This is a genomic window from Tsuneonella troitsensis, assembly GCF_001441535.1.
Lineage (GTDB): Bacteria > Pseudomonadota > Alphaproteobacteria > Sphingomonadales > Sphingomonadaceae > Tsuneonella > Tsuneonella troitsensis.
On the sequence record NZ_LMAU01000006.1, the window covers coordinates 88909 to 107760 of the forward strand.

The 18852-nt window shown below is 65.6% G+C and carries 20 protein-coding genes, 1 tRNA gene and 1 pseudogene; 14 read left to right on the forward strand and 8 right to left on the reverse strand.

What is annotated here, in order from left to right; genetic code table 11:
• The first annotated feature begins 130 nt into the window (after window positions 1–130).
• The 5 genes and pseudogenes from AR323_RS12960 (at window position 131) to rimM (ending at window position 3360) form a co-directional block, all read left to right on the forward strand.
• Window positions 131–457 carry a TIGR02300 family protein gene (locus AR323_RS12960; protein WP_057884397.1) on the forward strand — a complete coding sequence of 109 codons (327 nt, stop codon included), beginning with the start codon at window positions 131–133 and terminating at the stop codon, window positions 455–457.
• A gap of 108 nt (window positions 458–565) precedes the next feature.
• Window positions 566–641, forward strand: a tRNA-Ala gene (locus tag AR323_RS12965).
• Between the two features lie 113 nt (window positions 642–754).
• Window positions 755–2218, forward strand: coding sequence for a signal recognition particle protein (ffh, locus tag AR323_RS12970; RefSeq protein WP_057884398.1), 1464 nt, complete (start codon window positions 755–757; stop codon window positions 2216–2218).
• A gap of 33 nt (window positions 2219–2251) precedes the next feature.
• Window positions 2252–2719 (forward strand): annotated as a pseudogene (rpsP, locus tag AR323_RS15300) (30S ribosomal protein S16); the annotation flags it as partial.
• Between the two features lie 158 nt (window positions 2720–2877).
• Entirely contained in the window at window positions 2878–3360 is a 483-nt protein-coding gene (gene rimM / locus AR323_RS12980) for a ribosome maturation factor RimM (protein WP_057884400.1), read from the forward strand.
• Here rimM and AR323_RS12985 read toward each other — a convergent pair.
• Complete coding sequence (locus AR323_RS12985) at window positions 3350–4282, reverse strand: NAD(P)/FAD-dependent oxidoreductase (protein WP_057884401.1); 933 nt, start codon at window positions 4280–4282, stop codon at window positions 3350–3352. The two genes, rimM and AR323_RS12985, sit on opposite strands and share 11 nt — an antisense overlap.
• Window positions 4283–4320: 38 nt before the next feature.
• On the opposite strand from AR323_RS12985, the gene trmD reads away from it, so the two are divergent.
• The 5 genes from trmD to AR323_RS13010 all read left to right on the forward strand — a co-directional run bounded on the left by trmD (window position 4321) and on the right by AR323_RS13010 (window position 7872).
• Window positions 4321–5061: a tRNA (guanosine(37)-N1)-methyltransferase TrmD gene (gene trmD / locus AR323_RS12990; protein WP_057884470.1), complete on the forward strand. Its 741-nt coding sequence runs from the start codon at window positions 4321–4323 to the stop codon at window positions 5059–5061.
• The gene (rplS, locus tag AR323_RS12995) at window positions 5058–5423 is read left to right on the forward strand and encodes a 50S ribosomal protein L19 (RefSeq protein ID WP_057884402.1); all 366 of its coding nucleotides are present in this window, start codon (window positions 5058–5060) and stop codon (window positions 5421–5423) included. Before trmD ends, rplS begins: the two co-directional genes overlap by 4 nt.
• A 171-nt stretch (window positions 5424–5594) precedes the next feature.
• On the forward strand, window positions 5595–6620 hold the full coding sequence (locus AR323_RS13000) for an aspartate-semialdehyde dehydrogenase (RefSeq protein WP_057884403.1): 1026 nt from the start codon (window positions 5595–5597) through the stop codon (window positions 6618–6620).
• A 5-nt stretch (window positions 6621–6625) separates the two neighbouring features.
• Window positions 6626–7213 carry an aspartate-semialdehyde dehydrogenase gene (locus tag AR323_RS13005; protein ID WP_161808760.1) on the forward strand — a complete coding sequence of 196 codons (588 nt, stop codon included), beginning with the start codon at window positions 6626–6628 and terminating at the stop codon, window positions 7211–7213.
• 14 nt (window positions 7214–7227) lie between these two features.
• A complete protein-coding gene (locus tag AR323_RS13010) occupies window positions 7228–7872 on the forward strand; it encodes a 2-hydroxychromene-2-carboxylate isomerase (RefSeq protein ID WP_057884405.1) in 645 nt (214 codons plus the stop codon).
• Here AR323_RS13010 and AR323_RS13015 read toward each other — a convergent pair.
• From AR323_RS13015 to AR323_RS13025, 3 genes are read right to left on the reverse strand one after another with little or no spacing between them, the layout of a single operon-like run.
• Complete coding sequence (locus AR323_RS13015; protein ID WP_057884406.1) at window positions 7869–9437, reverse strand: DHA2 family efflux MFS transporter permease subunit; 1569 nt, start codon at window positions 9435–9437, stop codon at window positions 7869–7871. The two genes, AR323_RS13010 and AR323_RS13015, sit on opposite strands and share 4 nt — an antisense overlap.
• Window positions 9437–10504 carry an HlyD family secretion protein gene (locus tag AR323_RS13020; protein WP_057884407.1) on the reverse strand — a complete coding sequence of 356 codons (1068 nt, stop codon included), beginning with the start codon at window positions 10502–10504 and terminating at the stop codon, window positions 9437–9439. The genes AR323_RS13015 and AR323_RS13020 overlap by 1 nt, the downstream gene beginning before the upstream one ends.
• The gene (locus AR323_RS13025) at window positions 10497–10940 is read right to left on the reverse strand and encodes a MarR family winged helix-turn-helix transcriptional regulator (RefSeq protein ID WP_057884408.1); all 444 of its coding nucleotides are present in this window, start codon (window positions 10938–10940) and stop codon (window positions 10497–10499) included. The genes AR323_RS13020 and AR323_RS13025 overlap by 8 nt, the downstream gene beginning before the upstream one ends.
• Window positions 10941–11017: 77 nt before the next feature.
• Between AR323_RS13025 and AR323_RS13030 the strand changes: the two genes are divergently transcribed.
• From AR323_RS13030 to AR323_RS13040, 3 genes are all read left to right on the forward strand, one after another.
• On the forward strand, window positions 11018–11464 hold the full coding sequence (locus tag AR323_RS13030; RefSeq protein ID WP_057884471.1) for a GFA family protein: 447 nt from the start codon (window positions 11018–11020) through the stop codon (window positions 11462–11464).
• Window positions 11461–12216 carry an alpha/beta fold hydrolase gene (locus tag AR323_RS13035; RefSeq protein WP_057884409.1) on the forward strand — a complete coding sequence of 252 codons (756 nt, stop codon included), beginning with the start codon at window positions 11461–11463 and terminating at the stop codon, window positions 12214–12216. Before AR323_RS13030 ends, AR323_RS13035 begins: the two co-directional genes overlap by 4 nt.
• Before the next feature lie 74 nt (window positions 12217–12290).
• Window positions 12291–14144 carry a M2 family metallopeptidase gene (locus tag AR323_RS13040; RefSeq protein WP_057884410.1) on the forward strand — a complete coding sequence of 618 codons (1854 nt, stop codon included), beginning with the start codon at window positions 12291–12293 and terminating at the stop codon, window positions 14142–14144.
• Window positions 14145–14189: 45 nt separating this feature from the next.
• On the opposite strand, the gene AR323_RS13045 is transcribed toward AR323_RS13040, so the two are convergent.
• Together AR323_RS13045 and AR323_RS13050 are read right to left on the reverse strand one after the other, a co-directional pair.
• Window positions 14190–14615, reverse strand: a complete 426-nt coding sequence (locus AR323_RS13045; RefSeq protein ID WP_057884411.1) for a hypothetical protein — start codon at window positions 14613–14615, stop codon at window positions 14190–14192.
• Window positions 14616–14642: 27 nt separating this feature from the next.
• Window positions 14643–16082, reverse strand: coding sequence for an AMP nucleosidase (locus AR323_RS13050; protein ID WP_057884412.1), 1440 nt, complete (start codon window positions 16080–16082; stop codon window positions 14643–14645).
• A gap of 78 nt (window positions 16083–16160) precedes the next feature.
• Between AR323_RS13050 and AR323_RS13055 the strand changes: the two genes are divergently transcribed.
• A complete protein-coding gene (locus tag AR323_RS13055) occupies window positions 16161–16781 on the forward strand; it encodes a DedA family protein (protein ID WP_057884413.1) in 621 nt (206 codons plus the stop codon).
• Here the strand turns inward: AR323_RS13055 and AR323_RS13060 are convergent.
• Both AR323_RS13060 and hemW read right to left on the reverse strand, forming a co-directional pair.
• Window positions 16778–17668, reverse strand: a complete 891-nt coding sequence (locus tag AR323_RS13060; protein ID WP_057884414.1) for a tyrosine recombinase XerC — start codon at window positions 17666–17668, stop codon at window positions 16778–16780. The genes AR323_RS13055 and AR323_RS13060 overlap by 4 nt on opposite strands.
• The gene (gene hemW / locus AR323_RS13065; protein ID WP_057884415.1) at window positions 17665–18816 is read right to left on the reverse strand and encodes a radical SAM family heme chaperone HemW; all 1152 of its coding nucleotides are present in this window, start codon (window positions 18814–18816) and stop codon (window positions 17665–17667) included. The genes AR323_RS13060 and hemW overlap by 4 nt, the downstream gene beginning before the upstream one ends.
• Between the last annotated feature and the right edge of the window lie 36 nt (window positions 18817–18852).

The following is an 18852-nucleotide window of genomic DNA, read 5'->3' on the forward strand; positions in this document are numbered from 1 at the left end:
CGGCTTTTGACAGCGGGGGTGGGTTCTGGCAAGGCGCGCCCGCTCTTGATTCCGGTGCGCCGGACATCCATCAAGTTTCATGACATTTCGCCCTGTCCCCTTCCGGGCAGGCAGCACCTGAGGATTTACAATGGTCAAGCCAGAGTGGGGCACGAAGCGCCAGTGCCCCAAGTGCGGTGAACGCTTCTACGACCTGGGCAAGGACGAACCGGTCGAATGCATCGAATGCGGCGAGAAGTGGTCGCCCGAACCGGTGCTCAAGTCGAAGCAGCCGATCCCGTTCGAGGAAGAGAAGAAGAAGGACGTCGAACCCGACAGCGATTTGGCGGACGACGACGATCTGGAAGACCTCAACGTCGACGAGGACGACGATTCGCCCGACAACGATGTCGATCTCGGCGGTGACGACGATCTCGGCGTGACTACCGGCGGCGACGACGACGACGTCGACGAATAACCGGGACGAATAAGTGTCTTGCCAACGGCAGGCTCGCCCCATAAAGGGCGCGGCCTGCCGATTTGGCGGTTTCGCCGGTCCCTCGGGTTCGGCACATATCGATGGTACGGGGCCTTAGCTCAGCTGGGAGAGCGCCTGCATGGCATGCAGGAGGTCAGCGGTTCGATCCCGCTAGGCTCCACCATCGGAACAGATAAAGTCGGGTTTCTCTCTATGAGGCTCGCACGCTGGCCGACGAGGTTTCGTCCGCCGGCGTTTTTCGCATTTGGCGGGAAACCGCCCAGTTTGAGGTAGCGCATGTTCGACACCCTGTCCGATCGCCTCGGTACCGTCTTCGACCGCCTGCGCGGTCGCGGCGCGCTGAGCGAGCAGGACGTGCGCGATGCCATGCGCGAAGTCCGCGTCGCGCTGCTGGAAGCCGACGTCGCGCTGCCGGTCGCCCGGCGCTTCATCGATTCGGTCACCGAAAAGGCCATCGGCCAGGACGTCCTGCGCTCGGTCACGCCGGGCCAGCAGGTCGTCAAGATCGTCCACGACGAGCTGGTCGAGATGCTCGGCGGCGGTGACGGCGCGGTCGCCGAAGGGCTCAACCTCGCCGCCAAGCCGCCCGTCGTCGTCATGATGGTGGGCCTCCAGGGCTCCGGCAAGACGACCACGACCGCCAAGCTCGCTAAGTGGATCCGCGAGAAGCACGGCAAGAAGGCGCTGATGGCCTCGCTCGACGTCGCGCGGCCCGCGGCGCAGGAACAGCTCGCGGTGCTCGGCACGCAGGTCGACGTCGCGACGCTGCCGATCGTCAAGGGCCAGCAGCCGGTCGACATCGCCCGCCGCGCGCTCGAATCGGCGCGGCTGCAGAACATCGACGTTCTCCTGCTCGACACTGCCGGCCGGCTTCACGTCGACCAGGCGTTGATGGACGAGATGAAGGCGGTCGCCTCGGTCTCGGTCCCCACCGAAGTGCTGTTGGTGGTCGATTCGCTCACCGGCCAGGACGCGGTGAACGTCGCTCAGTCGTTCTCGGGCGAGGTGCCGCTGACCGGTGTCGTGCTGACCCGGATGGACGGCGATGCGCGCGGCGGTGCGGCGCTGTCGATGCGGCATGTCACGGGCAAGCCGATCAAGTTCGCCGGTACGGGCGAAAAGCTCGACGCGCTCGAAGCGTTTCACCCTGGCCGCGTTGCGGACCGCATCCTGGGCATGGGCGACGTCGTCAGCCTGGTCGAGAAGGCCGCCGCGCACATCAAGGAAGAAGACGCCGAGGCGCTCGCCAAGCGCATGGCCAAGGGGCAGTTCGACCTCAACGATTTGCGTACCCAGCTCAAGCAGATGCAGAACATGGGCGGCCTCGGAATGCTCGCCGGCATGATGCCGGGCATGAAGAAGGCCAAGCAGGCGATGGCCCAGTCGGGCATGGACGACAAGGTCCTCGTTCATATGGACGCGATCATCGGATCGATGACGCCCAAGGAGCGCGAGCGGCCCGAACTGATGAACGCCAAGCGCAAGAAGCGCGTGGCTGCCGGTGCCGGGCTGGAAGTGCAGGACGTCAACAAGCTGCTCAAGATGCACCAAGAAATGGCCCGCGCGATGAAGCAGATTCGCAAGATGGGCGGTTTCAAGGGTTTGGCCGCCGCCTTCGGGAAGGGCGGCCTGGGCGGAGCATTGGGTGGAATGGGTGGAGGCGGCGCGCCTCCCTCGCTCCCCGGCTTGGGCAGCGGGGCGCTGCCCGGCAATTTGCAGGATTTGATGAAAAAGAAGTGATTTCAGGTTTTAAGTTCAGAAAGGTGAAGTAAAATGGCAGTTGCAATTCGTCTGTCGCGCGGTGGCGCGAAGAAGCGTCCGTACTACCGCATCGTGGTTGCGGACAGCCGCGCCTCGCGCGACGGCAAATACCTCGAACAAATCGGCACCTACAACCCGCTGCTCGCCAAAGACGACGAGAACCGCGTGAAGATCGACGCCGATCGTGCAAAGCACTGGCTGTCGGTCGGCGCGCAGCCGTCGGACCGTGTCGCCCGTTTCCTCGACGCCGCCGGCGTCAAGGAGCGCGCAGCGCGCAGCAACCCCAAGAAGGGTGAACCGGGCGAAGCCGCCAAGGAGCGCGCCGAGGAGCGTGCCGCCAAGGCTGCCGCCGCCGAGGAAGCTGCCGCCGAGGCCGCTGCCGCTCCGGCGCCCGAGCCCGAAGTCGAGGCCGAAGCTGCTCCCGCAGAGGCCGAAAGCGATGCCACCGGTTCGGTAAAGTCGGAAGAGACCGCTGAAGCTGTGGCAGAAGCAGTCGCCGACGAAACCCCGGCTGACGCGACCGCCGAAGATGCCGCCGCGATGGCGGAAGAAGCTTCCGAAGGCGGCACCGTCGTCGACGAAGCCGCCGATGCCGAGGCCGCTGCGGCCACCGACGAGAAGGCCGAGGGCTAAGCCCGATGGACAAGCCCGTCACTCTGGCCGCCGTGACCGGCGCACACGGAGTGACGGGCGAAGTCCGCCTGAAACTGTTCGGCGAAGGCGTGGAATCGCTCTCCCGATACAAGAGCTTCAACGACGGCGCGCTGACGCCGAAGAAGCTGCGCGACGACGGCAAGGGCGGCGCGATCGCTCGCTTTGCCGAGATCGCTGACCGGACGGCTGCCGAGCGGCTGCGCGGGACGGCGCTGGCGGTGCCGCGCTCGGCCATGCCTCCATTGGGCGAAGGCGAGTATTACCATGCCGATCTGATTGGCCTTGCGGCGATATCGCCTGAAGGCAAACCGATCGGAACGGTCGTTTCCGTCGCGAATTTCGGCGCCGGGGACGTTCTCGAGATCGAGCTCGAGAGCGGCAAGCGCGCGATGGTCCCCATGAACTCGGACGCGGTTCCCGACTGGGATCAGGACCGCGCGGTGGTGGACCCGGCGTTCATCGTCTGATCGGCCGATCTTCGGCGAGCTTGTTGCGGATGGTCGTTGCGGCGACGCCGGCCATGCCCATAGCGTGGCTGATCTGATCGAGGCCCAGCACCACGTCGCCTGCGCCGAATAGGCCAGACACACTTGTTTCCATGTGATCGTCCACGATCACGCTGCCGTCTTCGCTCAGGCGCGCACCGGCAAGTTTCGCCAGCTCGGACCGGATATGCGAGCCGAGCGCAGGGTAGATGCTGTCGACCGTTACCCGCTGGTCGCCAGCGTCGAACGCGATCGCATCGCCTTCTATCGTGTATCCGCCGCAAGGGCCGGAAACGACCTTGATCCCCGCGTCGGCCAACTGGCGGGCGCATTCGTCGTCCAGGTCATGCTCGCCTTTTGGGCAGGCAAGCGTGATGTGCTTCGTGAACCCGCGCAGGAACAGCGCCTCGGCGGTGCCGTGCTTGCCCGATCCGATGATAGCGACCCGCTTGTCGGTGACTTCGTATCCGTCGCAAACCGGACAGTATCGCAGCAGTCCGCGTGCAAGAGCCTCGTCATGGAAATCGTCCGGAAGCGCGTCCGGCCGCCGGTTGACGACGCCCGTGGCCAACAACACGGTCCGCGCACGGTAGGTGCCGCTGTCGGTACCGACGGTGAAGCAATCGCCGGTCCTGGCGAGGTGCTGAACCCTCTTCTCCTCACGCAGCGCGCCATACTTGCGCGCCTGCTCGCGCATCCGGGCAAGCAGTTCCTTGCCGTTGATCCCGTCGGGAAACCCGGCGTGGTTGTGGCTTGTGGGAATCCACGCCGCCCGGCTTTCGCCGCTGTCGAACATGCGGATCGAAAGATGGTAGCGCGCCAGATAGATCGCGGCGGTCAGCCCCGCAGGGCCGGCACCGATGATGATGCAGTCGTCGGGCGCGCCGGCTTCTTCGTCGCTCATCCTTGCCTTGCCCTCCAGCCTTGCGCATGGGCGGCCATATGACATTCGCCGCCACCGTCATAACGCTCTATCCCGAGATGTTTCCCGGGCCGCTCGGCGTTTCGCTGGCGGGACGGGCCCTGGAGCGAGGCGACTGGTCGCTCGAGTCGGTGCAGCTGCGCAATTTTGCGACCGACAAACACCGCACGGTCGACGATACGCCGGCAGGGGGCGGGGCCGGCATGGTCCTCAAGGCCGACGTGCTCGCCGCGGCGCTCGACAGCGTGGCCGACCATCGTCCGGTGCTGGCGATGACGCCGCGCGGTAAGCCGCTCGACCAGGCGCGCGTTCGCGCACTTGCGGCGGGTCCCGGCGCGGTGATCCTGTGCGGCCGGTTCGAGGGGTTCGACGAGCGCATTTTCGAAGCGCGGCCGCAGATCGAGCAGGTGAGCCTGGGCGACATCGTGCTGTCGGGGGGAGAGCCTGCGGCGCTGGCTCTGCTCGACGCTTGCATTCGCCTTCTCCCCGGCGTAATGGGCGCCCCGCTCAGCGGAGCCGAGGAATCCTTCGAAGAGGGGCTTCTCGAATACCCGCAGTTCACCCGACCTTACGAATGGGAAGGGCGCACGATCCCCGAAGTGCTGCGATCGGGGGATCATGCGAGGATCGCGGCATGGCGCAAGTCCATGGCCGAGACCGACACACGGCTACGCAGGCCGGACCTTTGGGAGCGTCATAGTGGCGCTCGGGTTCCGCCTGCCTCTGGTGCGCAGCGCGAAACGAAGGACAAGGACCAGTGAACCTGCTCCAGACGCTCGAGGCCGAGGCCGTCGAGGCCCTTACCCAGGGCAAAGAAATTCCGAACTTCCGCGCGGGCGACACGCTCCGCGTGGGCGTGCGCGTTGTCGAAGGCACCCGCACCCGTACCCAGAACTTCGAAGGCGTGTGCATCGCGCGTTCGAACCGGGGCATCAACAGCAATTTCACCGTTCGCAAGATGAGCTTCGGCGAAGGCGTGGAGCGCGTATTCCCGCTCTATTCGCCGAACATCGAAAGCATCGCCGTGGTTCGCCGCGGCGTCGTGCGCCGGGCGAAGCTCTATTACCTGCGTGGCCGCACCGGCAAGCGTGCGCGCATCGCGGAGCGCCGCGAGAACGCCTGAGCGCGCGCGGCCCCCACGGGCAAGAAAAGGCGCTCCGGCTGGTCCGGGGCGCCTTTTTCTTATGGAGCCGGGCTTGCCGATCCCGCGCATACGTCGGCGCGGCGTTGCGCTTTGCGCGGACAGGCGTAAGGGGACGGTCCGAAATTTTGCATCTGCGAAGGAGAACGCGCGGTGGGTTACCGGGTAGCGGTGGTCGGTGCGACCGGCAATGTAGGCCGCGAAATGCTGGCCGTGCTCGCCGAGCGCGAGTTCCCGTGCGACGAGGTCGCTGCGGTCGCAAGCTCGCGCTCGACGGGCAGCGAAGTCGAATTCGGTGACACCGGCAAGATGCTCAAGTGCCAGAACATCGAGCATTTCGACTGGACCGGATGGGACATCGCCTTGTTCGCCGCCGGTAGTGGACCCGCGCAGGAATACGCGCCCAAGGCCGCTGCGGCCGGCTGCGTGGTGATCGACAATTCGTCGTTCTACCGCATGGACCCGGACGTGCCGCTGATCGTGCCCGAGGTGAACCCGGATGCGATCGAAGGGTACGCCCGCAAGAACATCATCGCCAATCCCAACTGCTCGACCGCGCAGATGGTCGTCGCGTTGAAGCCGCTGCACGATGCGGCGGGGATCACGCGCGTGGTCGTTTCGACCTATCAGTCGGTGTCGGGCGCCGGAAAGCAGGGCATGGACGAACTGTTCCAGCAGAGCCGCGCGATCTTCGTCGGCGACCAGGTGGAAAGCCAGAAGTTCACCAAGCAGATCGCCTTCAACGTGATTCCGCACATCGACGCATTCCTGGACGACGGATCGACCAAGGAAGAGTGGAAGATGGTGGTCGAGACGAAGAAAATTCTCGACCCCAAGATCAAGGTCTCAGCGACCTGCGTGCGCGTGCCGGTGTTCGTCGGCCATTCGGAATCGATCAACATCGAGTTCGAGCATGAGCTGAGTGCCGAAGCGGCGCAGGACATCCTCCGCGAGGCTCCGGGCGTGATGCTGATCGACAAGCGCGAGGACGGCGGATACGTGACCCCGATCGAGTGCGTCGGTGACGGGGCAACTTACGTGTCGCGCGTTCGCGAGGACCCGACGGTCGAGAGCGGCCTCAACATCTGGTGCGTCAGCGACAACCTGCGCAAGGGTGCGGCGCTAAACGCCGTCCAGATCGCCGAACTGCTCGGGCGGCGCTGCCTCAAGAAGGGGTGAGCTCGGTGCGGATCGTCGGCGCGGCTGCTGTGATGCTTACGCTCGCGGCCTGCCAGCAACAGGAAGCCGCACCTGCACCCGCGCCGACCGCTTCTCCGACCGATGTCGTCACTGCCGAACCTGCGAAGCGCCAACCCGGCAAGGCGATCCTCGATGCCGGCGGAGTGGCGCTGGGGCGAACGGCGGCGACCGCGACCCGCTTCGCATTTGGCGCAGCGCGCGGCGAGATCGAAGCGGCGGCAAGCGCGCTCATGGTCGATCCCAGGCGCACCACGCTGGAGGAATGCGGCGCAGGTCCGATGGCGTTCATCGAATACGGCGGGCTGAAGCTCAATTTCCAGGACGACAGATTGGTAGGCTGGTTCGCGGACGCCGACCCTGCGGTCGTCACCAGCGACGGTATCCGCCCTGGCATCCTCCTGCGCGACCTGGAAGTAACCCGCAGCGCGCAGTTCGTCGAAGGCTCGACGCTGGATGGCGAATTCGAATACGTCGCTGCCGATGGCCAGCGGATCGGCGGCTTTGCCAGCGGCACGGGGCGGGACGCGCGGATCGAAAGCCTCTATGCCGGGGTGAACTGCTTCTTCCGCTGACCGGAGACCTGCCGATGCTGACCGCCGACCTCTATTTCAGCTTCCGCAGTCCCTACAGCTACCTTTCGATCGGGCGGTATCGGGATCTTGCCTCGACTCACGCGGTCGATATCGCGCTGCGCCCGGTCTATCCGCTCGCGATCCGCCAGCCCGATTTCTTCGAGCGCAACCATCCCAACTGGCTACGTTACACCTTCACCGACATGTTTCGCGTGGCGCAGATGGAGGGGATTCCTTTCGGCCCGCCGCGGCCCGATCCGATCGTGCAGAACCCCTCCACGCGAGAAATTGCCGCGGAGCAGCCCTACATCCGCCGGATCACCCGGCTGGGCCAGGCGGCGGCTCGGCGCGGCAAGGGGCTTGCATTCGCTGCCGAAGCAGCCCGCCTGATCTGGGGCGGGGCGCAAGGCTGGCACGAGGGCGAACATCTTGCCGGCGCGGCGACGAAGGCAGGGCTCGACCTTACCGAACTCGATGCCGAAGCGAGCGACGAGGCCGAAGCGCTCGACGCCGAGATTGCCGCGAACCAGCAGGCGCTTGAGGATGCCGGCCATTGGGGAGTCCCCACACTGGTGTTCGAAGGCGAGCCGTTCTTCGGGCAGGATCGCATCGCGATGGCGAAATGGCGGATGGAGCAGAAAGGCCTGCAGCCTCGCTAATGCGGCGAGGGTGAAGGCGGGGGCGCGGCCTTACGCATCAGCAACGTGAGCGGAAGCGCCGCGATGGCCAGCCACATCATCAGGTAGAAGTCGTTGACGTAGGCCAGCATCGCCGCCTGCCGGTTGACCTCGGCGTCGATCATCGTGGTGACGACGTCGCCCGCCGATTGGTAACGGTCGATTTCTCCCAGGTCGAGCGACAGGATCGTCGCCCCGGTCACATGGGCACCGATCTCCTCGTGCCCGCGCTGTATGTTGTAGCCCAGCAGGACCGTCGCGATCGATATGCCGACCGACCCCCCGAGCGATCGCGCGAGGTTCAGCAGGCTCGACGCCTCGGTGCGGAGGCGGGGCGCCAATGTCGAATAGGCCGTGACGTTCAGCGGGATGAAAACGAGGCCCATCCCGAGGCCCTGGATCAACCCAGTCGTGACGAAGTGCCACTGGTCCGCCTGCAACGACCAGTGCGCCATCTGCCATTGCGAGAAGGCCGTGATCGCGAATCCGGTCGCCACGATCACCCGCGCGTCGATCCCGCGGCGGAGCAGCAGGCCGGACACTTGCATCGATATCAGTATGCCGATCCCGCGCGGCATCAAGACCAGGCCGGTATCGATCACGCCGTATCCGAACAGGTTCTGCAGCATCGGTGGCATCAGCGCCATATTGGCGAACATCACGACGCCGATCGCCACCATGAAGCCTAGCGCGATCGCGAAGTTGCGGTCGGCGAAAAGCGCGGAATCGAAAATCGGCTGGCGGACGCTGGCAAGGTGGATCACCGCCAGCCACAGTCCGTTTATCGCCACGAACGCATAGAGCCAGATCTCCGGCGAATCGAACCAGTCGAGCAGCGTTCCCCGGTCGAGCATGAGCTGGAACGAGGCGAGGGTCAGTCCGATGAGTACGAAGCCCGTCAGATCGAACCGGCGCGGCGTGGCGGGACGCTCCGGCAGTTCGGCCATCAGGATGGCGAGCGAGATGGCGCCGATCGGCAGGTTCACGTAAAAAACCCAGCGCCAGTTCGCGCTTTCGGTCAGCCAGCCGCCCAGGATTGGGCCGAGGATCGGGCCGAGCATGATCCCCATGCCCCAGATCGCCATGACCTGCGGGTGACGGCTCGGCCGCGCGGTATCGAGCATGAAGCTTTGACTGAGCGGAGGGATGAAAGCGCCCGCCACACCTTGTGCAGCGCGGAACAGCACCATCTCTTCCAGGTTCTGCGCCATCCCGCACAGCATCGAGGTGAGGATGAACGCGGCAACCGACCAGATGAACAGGCGGCGTCCGCCGACACGGTCGGCTAGCCAGCCGGTGATCGGCATCGCGACCGCGCTGGCGATGATGTAGCTCGTCAGCACCCACGTGACGCTTTCGGCGGTCGCGCCGAGCGAGTTCTGCATGTGCGGAATGGCGACGTTGGCGATCGTCGTGTCGAGGATCTGGATCAGCGACGCTGCCATGATCCCGACCATCAGCAGCGGCTGGTTGGCGACCTTGAGCTGCGGCTCGTCGCCGATGGGAATGGCGCCGGCAGCCGGTCGGCTCCCTGCGGCAGTGGCCATTACTCGCGCCCGTCGGTGAAGACGGTCACCTCGGTCGAAAGGCCGGCGATCATCGTGCGCGGCGGCTTACCATCGATCGCGATGCGCACGGGCACGCGCTGGGTGACCTTAACCCAGTTGCCGGTGGCGTTCTGCGCCGGGAGGACCGAGAACTCCGATCCGGTTCCGGCGCCGATGGAGGCGACCCGGCCCTTGACCACCAGGTCGGGGTAGGCATCGAAGTGCAGTTCGGCCGGTTGCCCTACCGCCATGTCGGCAAGGTCTGTTTCCTTGAAGTTCGCCTCCACATAAGTAGTGCCCGTCGCCACCAGCGTCAGGACCGGCAATCCCTGCACGACGTTCTGCCCCGCCTGCATCCGGTCCGCCTGTGCGACGCGCCCGGCGATGGGCGCACGCACCTCGGTCCGCGACAGATTGAGTTCGGCGATCGCGCGTTGTGCCCGCCCGGCGGCCACCTGCGGATTTTCTCCGGGGACCTGCGGACCGGTCGCGAGGCGCGCGCGGGCCTCGGCGGCGCGGGCTTCGGCAGCGCGCATCCGCTCGCGCGATTCCGCGACCGCGTGCTGCGCCGCTTCGAGGCTGGCTTTGGTGGTGAACCCGCGCTCCCACAGTGCCTGCTGGCGCTGGAGCGTCGCCTGGTTGAACGCGATATCTTCACGCGCTGCGGCGATATCGCTGCCCGAAAGGTCGGCCGAGCTCGCCAGCGCGGTGACGTTCGCCTGCGCCATCGCGATTTCCGCGTCGGCTTGGCCGATCTGCAGGCGATAGGGTTCGGGATCGATTCGGAAGAGCAGGTCGCCTGCCGCAACGTCCTGTCCGTCCTTGACGAAAACTTCGACGATCTTGCCGCCCACTTCGGCGCCGATCGAGACCTTGTCCTGCTGGACATAGGCATTGTCGGTCGAAACCTTGCCCTGCAGGCTCCACCAGTAAATCCCGGCGCCGATCAGCAAGGCAAGGGGCAGCGAGATCATCAGGAGCAGGCGGCGGTTGCGCCGGGGCGAAGCGGGGGTCTCGTGCGGCGAAGCGGCCTCCTTTGTCGCAATCCCGGGATCGGCCTCAGCCATTGGCGGCGATCGCCTTGGCCGGGGTCGAGAGATTTTCGGAAATGCGCGTCAGCATCGCCGCGAGCAACGCCTGTTCGGCATCGTCGAGCCCGTCGAGCATGGTTTCGATAAGCCCGGCCAGCGCTGCGCGGATGCGCTCGATCTCCGCCTTGCTCCGCTTTGTGGGGTGGAGCAGGCGCGCGCGCCGGTCACCGGGGTCGGGCCGCCGCTCGATCAAGCCACCTTCCTCCATTCGGTCGACCATGCGGCACAGCGTGATGGGCTCGATCTCGAGCCGCTCGGCGTAATACGACTGGTTCTGACCGGGTGTGCGATCGAGCTGAAGGAGGAGGCGCGCCTGCTGCGATGTGACGCCGGTTTCGCGCACTCGCATGTTGAACGACCGGCGCAGCGCCCGCGAACTGTCAGCCAAGAGATACGGCATGTTCTTGTCCATGCGCCTGGCTATAATAAGCCTGCTTATGACCTGCAATCGGGATTGCGCGTCGGTCCGGCTGCGATATGGCTGGCAGCATGAGCATTTCGATGACCGGCGGCTGCCAGTGTGGCCGCGTTCGTTATACGGCGCAGGCCGATCCCGCCGAGGCATACCTGTGTCATTGCCGTATGTGCCAGCGCGCAACGGGCGGCGTGGCGGCGGCGTTCGTCGGCGTGGAGCAGGCCGACGTCGAATGGCAGGGCGCCCCGGACTGGTTCGCCAGCTCGCCGATCGCCGAGCGACCGTTCTGCTCGCACTGCGGCACGCCGCTCGGCTTTCGCTTCAAGGAAGGCTCGACCCGGATGGACCTGACCATCGGCAGCTTCGACGATCCGTCGCCCTTCCGCCCCAAGCATCACTTCGGAGCCGAAAGCATCCTCGAGGCCTGGATCGACACCGGCACCCTCCCGCGCTTCCGTACCGACGAGTACGACGTTCTGGTCCAGAAATGGAAGGATGCGGGCATGGAGCCGCCGGCATGAGCGAGGCGACGACGCAGATGCTGGAGGGCTTCGACGGGGCCGAGCTTGCCGTCCACCGGCTGGGCGCGGGACGCCCGGTCCTGATGCTTCACGGACTGTTCTCGGAGGCGACCACCAACTGGATCCGCTTCGGCCACGCGCAAAGGCTCGCCGACGCCGGGTTCGAGGCGATCATGCCCGATTTCCGCGCCCACGGGAAAAGCGCGAGGCCGCACGACAAGGCCGCTTACCCGACCGATGTGCTGGTGCGCGACACCTTTGCTCTGGTCGAGGGGCTTGGGCTGACCGATTACGATCTGGTCGGTTTCTCGCTCGGTTCGCGCACCGCGGCGCGCGGCGTTATCGCCGGGCTCGATCCGCGACGGCTCGTTCTGGCAGGCATGGGGTTGGAGGGGCTGGCCGGCTGGACCCGTCGCTCGGCGTTCTTCCTCGATGCGATCGCGCGTTTCGACGAGGTGAAACACGGTGACGCGGCGTTCATGGCGGTCGCATTCATGAAGACTCAGAAGGTCGATCTGGTCGCGGCCAAGCTGCTGCTGGAATCGGTCGGCGATACCGACGCCGCCGATCTGGCGAAGATCGCCATTCCCACGATGGTACTCTGCGGCGCGCAGGACCGCGACAACGGCGATCCCGTGGCCCTTGCCAAAGCGCTGCCCGATGCGACCCATGTCGAGGTGCCCGGAACGCATATGAGCTCGGTCACCGAAGCGGCGCTGGGCGAGGAGATCGTGCGCTTCCTGTCGGCTTGATTCAGCCGCGGCACATGTGCAAGGCGGTATCAACCGTAACAATCCAGTCGCATCTTCCCGAGAGGTTTCCCGTCATGAAGTACGCTTCGATCGCGCTTTCCGCGCTCGCGGTGGCGCTCGCCACGCCTGCAGTCGCCCAGACCGCCACCACTCCGGCCGCTACGCCTGAGACCGCGACCGCATATCCGCTCACCCCCGAAGGCGCCGCGCAGTTCGTCGCCGCCGCCGAGGCAGACTTGCGCACCGCTGCGGTCGACGAGGCGCGTATCGCTTGGGTAAACGCCACCTACATCACCGAAGATACCGATGCGCTCGCGGCCAAGAGCAATGCCGCATCGACATCCCGCCAGGTGAACTACGCGCTGCAGGCCGCGAAGTTCGCGGCGCTGCCGGGCCTCGACCCGGTCGTGAAGCGCAAGCTCGACATGATGCGCGGCACGATCACGCTACCCGCGCCGACGACGGAAGGGGCCGCGACCGAACTGAGCACGATCGCGACCGCGCTTTCCAGCCAGTACGGCAAGGGCAAGGGGACGCTGAACGGCAAGGAAATCTCGGGCTCCGACATCGAGGCCGAGATGGGCAACCCCGAACGCACCCCGGCTGAACTCTCCGAAATGTGGGCGAGCTGGCACGACAATGTCGGCGCGCCGATGAAGGATGATTACACGCGCATGGCCGCCATCTCGAACGAGGGCGCCAAGGAACTCGGCTATGCCGACGTCGGTGCGATGTGGCGTTCGGGCTATGACATGGATCCGGCCGCGTTCACCGCGATGACCGAGCGTCTGTGGGCCGAGACGAAGCCGCTCTACGAATCGCTGCACACTTACGTCCGCTGGAAGCTCAACGAGAAGCACGGCGATGCGGTGCAGCCCAAGACGGGACCGATCCGTGCCGACCTGCTCGGCAACATGTGGGCGCAGACCTGGGGCAACATCTACCCGCTCGTCGCGCCGGCAGGCTCGGGCGACGTCGGCTACGACATCGGCGACCTGATCGTCGCGAAGAACATGAGCGAGATGGACATGGTCAAGACGGGCGAGGGTTTCTTCTCCTCGCTCGGCTTCGATGAGCTGCCCGAAACCTTCTGGACCCGCAGCCAGTTCGTGAAGCCCGCCGATCGCGAAGTCGTGTGCCATGCGAGCGCGTGGAACATCGACACGATCGACGACGTGCGCATCAAGATGTGCACCAAGCGCAACGCGGAAGACTTCGTGACGGTCCATCACGAACTCGGTCACAACTACTACCAGCGGGCCTACAACCAGCAGCCCTACACGTTCCTCAACGGTGCGAACGACGGCTTCCATGAGGCGATCGGGGACATGATCGCGCTGTCGATCACGCCCGAATACCTCGTGCAGATCGGAATGCTCGACAAGGCCAAGGTGCCCACCGCCGACAAGGACACTGGCCTGCTCCTGCGCCAGGCGATGGACAAGGTCGCGTTCCTGCCGTTCGGCCTGCTGGTCGACAAGTGGCGCTGGGGCGTGTTCGACGGAACGATCACACCGGCCACCTACAACCAGGCATGGGTGGACCTGAAGACGCAGTATCAGGGCGTGACACCGCCCGTAACCCGCCCGGCCGACGCGTTCGATCCGGGCGCCAAGTACCATATCCCGGGCAACACGCCGTACACTCGGTACTTCCTGGCCGGCATCCTGCAATTCCAGTTCTACAAGGCCGCGTGCGACATATCCGGGTGGAAGGGGCCGCTTCACCGCTGCAGCTTCTACGGCAACAAGGACGTCGGCATGAAGCTGAACGCCATGCTGGAAATGGGCGCCTCGAAGCCTTGGCCCGACGCGCTCGAAGTGCTCACCGGCACGCGCGAGATCAGCGCGAAGCCGATGCTCGAATACTTCGCACCGCTGAAGAAGTGGCTCGACGAGCAGAACAAGGGCAAGCCGAAGGGCTGGTGATCTGATCGGTCGTTGCGCGAGCATATCCCGCCCGCGCAACGGCCGTCAGAAACCTCCCAGGATTGCCAGTTGCGCTTCTCCCAGGCGCCTTCCCAAGGCGAGCGCGGGAAAGGTGAGGCTGAGCGCGACTATTCCCAGGACGAGCGACGAACCGACGGACGCGACCATTGTGGTCACGCGGCCACTGTCGATGCCGAACATGGTCATGCGCCAGACCATCATCAAAGAAACCAGGAATGCGATCGGCGCCCCGACCGCAACTGTCGCGGCCGTGACGAAAAAGCCGAGGCCCGGGCCCCATGCGCTCATCGTGCCCACTGCGGTGAGCCAGATCAGTCCGATGCCGTAAAAGGCCGCGTAAGGCAGCATTTCGTCGCGCAGCCGAATTGGCCAGGTCGTCGTGTCGTCGAAGTCCATGTCGATGCTCCTGCTAGGAAGCACGATCATGGCGCGCCCTGTGCCGACCGGCATGACGGTCGTCTGAGCATTCGCTGAAATCTAACGGAAAGGCGGCTCGTTGAAGGCGCGCAGCTTGCGGCTGTGAAGCCGTTCGCCTTCTTCCTTGAGGCGGCGACAGGCGGCGACGCCGATTTGCAGGTGCGCGGCAATCGCCTCTTCGTAGAACTTGTTCGCCTGGCCCGGCAGCTTGATCTCTCCGTGCAGAGGCTTGTCGCTGACGCACAGCAACGTGCCGTAGGGTACGCGAAAGCGGTATCCCTGGCCCGCGATCGTCGCGCTTTCCATATCGACGCCGACGGCACGCGACAGCGACATCCGGCGCGCGGAGGTGCTGTACTGGAGCTCCCAGTTGCGATCGTCGGTCGTCACGACCGTGCCCGTCCGCATCCGCTGCTTGAGGTCGGCCCCTTGTGCCCCCGAAACTTCCTCCGCCGCGCCGTAGAGCGCTTGCTGCACCTCGGCGATGGCAGGAAGCGGTATTTCCGGCGGCAGGACGGTGTCGAGCACGTGATCGTCGCGCAGGTAGGCGTGGGCGAGAACGTAGTCGCCGATCTTCTGGCTGGGGCGCAGGCCGCCGCAGTGGCCGATCATCAGCCATGCCTCGGGCCGCAGGACTGCCAGGTGATCGGTGATCGTCTTGGCGTTCGACGGGCCGACGCCGATGTTGACGAGGGTGATGCCGCCGCGGCCCTCGCCGATTAGGTGATAGGCGGGCATCTGGTGCCGCCGCCACGCCGTATCGCTCAATTGCATCCGTGCGTTCGCCATTCGCTCGGTCACGAACAGGCCGCCCGCGCCAGCCAGCGCGGTATAGCCGTTCGACCCGAGTTGCTCGGCCGCCCAGTCAACGAATTCATCGACATAGCGGTGATAGTTCGTGAACAGGATGAAGCGCTGGAAATGCTCGGTGCTGGTGCCCGTATAGTGCGCCAGCCGCGCCAGGCTGAAATCGGTGCGCAGTCCGTCGAACAGCGATAGCGGAATCGTATCGTCGGGTCCGCCAAGCTCGATCCCGTCGGCCAGTTCGTCGCCGATCAGCGCCAGCTCGGTCGCCGGGAAGTGGCGGGCGAGCACCTGCGGCTCGATCCCGGCGAGGATCGACCCCGCCTCGCCATCGAGCACATAGGGAAATGGGATTTCCTGCCGCGAGGCGCGGACCGTCACTTCGACCGGATAGTCGGCGGCGATCAGTTCGAGCTGCTCGGCAAGGTAATCGGCGAACAGGCGCGGGCGGGTGACCGTGGTGGCATAAGTGCCCGGCGCGTTCAGGCGGCCATAGGCCAGGCCGCGGGTGCTCGACGGCGGCTCGCCGTGATAGCGGATCACGAGTTCGGGATAGGCATAGCTCCCGTCGAGCCGCTTGGCTGCGTCGGGCAGGGTTCCCTCGCGGGCAAACGCCAGAATGTCCGCGCGCAGGGTTTCCACCGCGCGGTCGTGAATTTCCGCCAGTTGGGCGATGACAGTCTCAACCGATTCCATCGACGGCGGATAGCGCGGCGTTTGCGACAAGGCAAAGGCACTTGCGAACCCTTTGCGGCCTTCCGACGTTAGGGACCTATGCACGATTTCATCATCGAAGCGATCGCGCGGGGCGGCTACCTTGGCATCTTCGTGCTGATGGCTCTGGAGAACATCTTCCCGCCGGTTCCCAGCGAAGTCATCATGGGCGTGGGCGGCCTCCTGATCGCGCGCGGCGAAATGACGTTCTGGCCGCTACTGATCGCAGGCACGCTGGGCACGGTTGCAGGCAACTATGCCTGGTACTGGATCGGCGACAAGTGGGGCTACGAGCGAACCCGTCCGTTCATCGACCGCTGGGGACGGTGGCTGACCATCGACTGGGAGCACATGGAAGCGGCGACGCGCTTCTTCCAGCGTCACGGACAGTGGGTGGTGTTCTTCCTGCGTTTCTCGCCATTCCTGCGGACCATGATCTCGCTGCCGGCAGGCCTGGCGCACATGCCGGTGGGTCGCTTCCTGCTATTCACCGCAGCCGGATCGGCCATCTGGAACGTGCTGCTCATCCTCGGCGGCAAGGCGCTGGCCGCGTGGCTTGCCGATTACGAGGGCATGATGGGCTGGATCATCGCTGGTCTCGTCGTGATGGCGGTGGGCGCCTACATCTGGCGAGTCGCGACCTGGAAACCGCGTCACATGCGGACGCCCTCGACAGACTAATCCGAGCGGGGGTGGGCCTTGCGATAAGTATCGAGCATCGTCGCCGCATCAACGCGGGTATAGATCTGGGTGGAACCCAGGCTCGCGTGGCCGAGCAGTTCCTGGAGGCTCCTGAGATCGGCCCCCGCACTCAGCAGATGCGTCGCGAAGCTGTGTCGCAAGGCGTGCGGCGTCGCCGTGGCGGGCAAGCCAAGGATCACGCGCGCACGCGCCATCGCCTTCTGCACCATCCCCTGACCAAGCGACCTGCCCTTGGCGCCGCGAAAGATCGACTCGGCGCCGTCGATCGGCCAGGGACACTTCGCCACGTAGTCCGCCACCGCCGCGCGCACGAGGGGCAGCAGCGGCACCACGCGCTGCTTGCCGCCTTTGCCGGTCACCATCAGGGTCTCCCCTAGCGGCAAGTCCCGGCCAGTCAGCGACAGCGCCTCGGCGATGCGCAGGCCCGCGCCGTACATCAGCAACAGCACCGCCCGATCGCGGGCTCCGATCCAGTCCTCCGCCGCGCTACCCGCTACAAGGTCGGCCAGGTTCACCGCTTCGTCCGGTGTGACAGGGCGGGGTAGGCCTTTCTTGAGCCTCGGACCCCGCAATCGCGGCGCGATGGCGTCGTCGCCGACCTGCGCGCGGGCGAAAGCGACGAAGCCCTTGAGGGCGGAAAGCTCGCGCGCTGCCGAAGCGTTGGCGATCCCCTCGGCGCGGCGCAGCGCAAGCTGGCGGCGGAGCGCGAGACCGTCGAGCGCAGCGACCTCGCTCCACTCCTCCAGCCCGCCAGCATCCAGAAAGCGACCAGCGGCGGCTACGTAGGCGCGCACGGTATGAGGCGACCTGCGACGCCCGTCGCGCAGATGATCGCCCCACACGGCCAGGAGGTCGGACCGGCTCACGCCTCGACCAACGCCGCCGGGACGAGTTCCCCAAGTAGGGCATCGAGTAGCGGCATTCCGGCAGGCGATACAATCAGGCGGTTGCCGCTCGCCGCGACCAATCCAAGAGAATTGTAAAGCGCCAGCCGCTCTGCAACGACAAGGTCGGGAATGGGAACGCCGAACCGCGCGGATATGTCCGCAAGGTCGACACCCTCGGTAAGGCGAAGGCCCATGAGCAGCGCTTCGGAGGCTTGCTCGCGATGATCCAACACCCGCTCCTCGGCGATACCGTGGCTCTGCTCCGTCACGGCGGCGAGCCAGTTCTCCGGCTTCTTGTGCCGCACGGTCGCCGCGCCGCCGCGCCGTCCGTGCGCTCCCGGACCGATGCCCGCATAGTCCCGATATCGCCAGTAAGTCAGGTTGTGGCGGCTTTCCTGCCCGGGCCTAGCGTGGTTCGACACCTCGTAGGCCGGCAGACCAGCCGCGCCGGTCATCGCGGCGGTCATCGCGAAAAGGTCGGCAGCCGGATCGTCGTCTAGCGGCGTGAACGCCCCCAATCGCACATCGGTGGCAAAGCGCGTCCCCGGTTCGATGGTGAGCTGGTACAGCGAGAGGTGATCGGTCCCCAGCGCAAGCGCACTGGTCAACTCGGCACGCCAGTCGTCTTCGGTCTGGCCGGGTCGAGCATAGATGAAATCGGCGTTGACCCGCTTGAAGACCCTTTGAGCGGTGTCGAGCGCCTTTAACCCTTCTTCGACTCCGTGCAGTCGCCCGAGAAAATGCAGCGCTTCGTCGTCGAGCGACTGTAGTCCCAGCGAAACGCGGTTCACCCCGGCTGCGGCGAGACCGGCAAACGCTGCGGCCTCGACTGAGGACGGATTGGCCTCGAGCGTGATCTCGATTCCGGGTGCGAAGCCCCACAGACGCTCCGCCTCGGCCAGCAGCGCCGCGACGAGGGCGGGGGACATCAAGCTAGGTGTCCCACCCCCGAAGAAGATCGATTCGAGCGGCTCTCCGCCTGCCAGCGCCGCCTCGTGGCGCATGTCGGCGATGAGCGCCGCCTGCCAGGCGTCCACCTCCACGCCGTCCCGGACATGGCTGTTGAAGTCGCAATAGGGGCACTTCTTCAGGCAGAACGGCCAGTGGGTGTAGAGCGCGCGGGTCATTTACCTTGATCGATACAGAATCGGTTAAGCGGGTTG

Bases quoted from the DNA above. Each gene is read 5' to 3' on its own strand.
- AR323_RS12960 (WP_057884397.1), top strand. From the start codon at position 131: ATGGTCAAGCCAGAGTGGGGCACGAAGCGCCAGTGCCCCAAGTGCGGT.
- ffh (WP_057884398.1), top strand. From the start codon at position 755: ATGTTCGACACCCTGTCCGATCGCCTCGGTACCGTCTTCGACCGCCTG.
- rimM (WP_057884400.1), top strand. From the start codon at position 2,878: ATGGACAAGCCCGTCACTCTGGCCGCCGTGACCGGCGCACACGGAGTG.
- AR323_RS12985 (WP_057884401.1), bottom strand. From the start codon at position 4,282: ATGAGCGACGAAGAAGCCGGCGCGCCCGACGACTGCATCATCATCGGT.
- trmD (WP_057884470.1), top strand. From the start codon at position 4,321: ATGACATTCGCCGCCACCGTCATAACGCTCTATCCCGAGATGTTTCCC.
- AR323_RS13010 (WP_057884405.1), top strand. From the start codon at position 7,228: ATGCTGACCGCCGACCTCTATTTCAGCTTCCGCAGTCCCTACAGCTAC.
- AR323_RS13015 (WP_057884406.1), bottom strand. From the start codon at position 9,437: ATGGCCACTGCCGCAGGGAGCCGACCGGCTGCCGGCGCCATTCCCATC.
- AR323_RS13020 (WP_057884407.1), bottom strand. From the start codon at position 10,504: ATGGCTGAGGCCGATCCCGGGATTGCGACAAAGGAGGCCGCTTCGCCG.
- AR323_RS13025 (WP_057884408.1), bottom strand. From the start codon at position 10,940: ATGGACAAGAACATGCCGTATCTCTTGGCTGACAGTTCGCGGGCGCTG.
- AR323_RS13030 (WP_057884471.1), top strand. From the start codon at position 11,018: ATGAGCATTTCGATGACCGGCGGCTGCCAGTGTGGCCGCGTTCGTTAT.
- AR323_RS13035 (WP_057884409.1), top strand. From the start codon at position 11,461: ATGAGCGAGGCGACGACGCAGATGCTGGAGGGCTTCGACGGGGCCGAG.
- AR323_RS13040 (WP_057884410.1), top strand. From the start codon at position 12,291: ATGAAGTACGCTTCGATCGCGCTTTCCGCGCTCGCGGTGGCGCTCGCC.
- AR323_RS13045 (WP_057884411.1), bottom strand. From the start codon at position 14,615: ATGCCGGTCGGCACAGGGCGCGCCATGATCGTGCTTCCTAGCAGGAGC.
- AR323_RS13050 (WP_057884412.1), bottom strand. From the start codon at position 16,082: ATGGAATCGGTTGAGACTGTCATCGCCCAACTGGCGGAAATTCACGAC.
- AR323_RS13055 (WP_057884413.1), top strand. From the start codon at position 16,161: ATGCACGATTTCATCATCGAAGCGATCGCGCGGGGCGGCTACCTTGGC.
- hemW (WP_057884415.1), bottom strand. From the start codon at position 18,816: ATGACCCGCGCGCTCTACACCCACTGGCCGTTCTGCCTGAAGAAGTGC.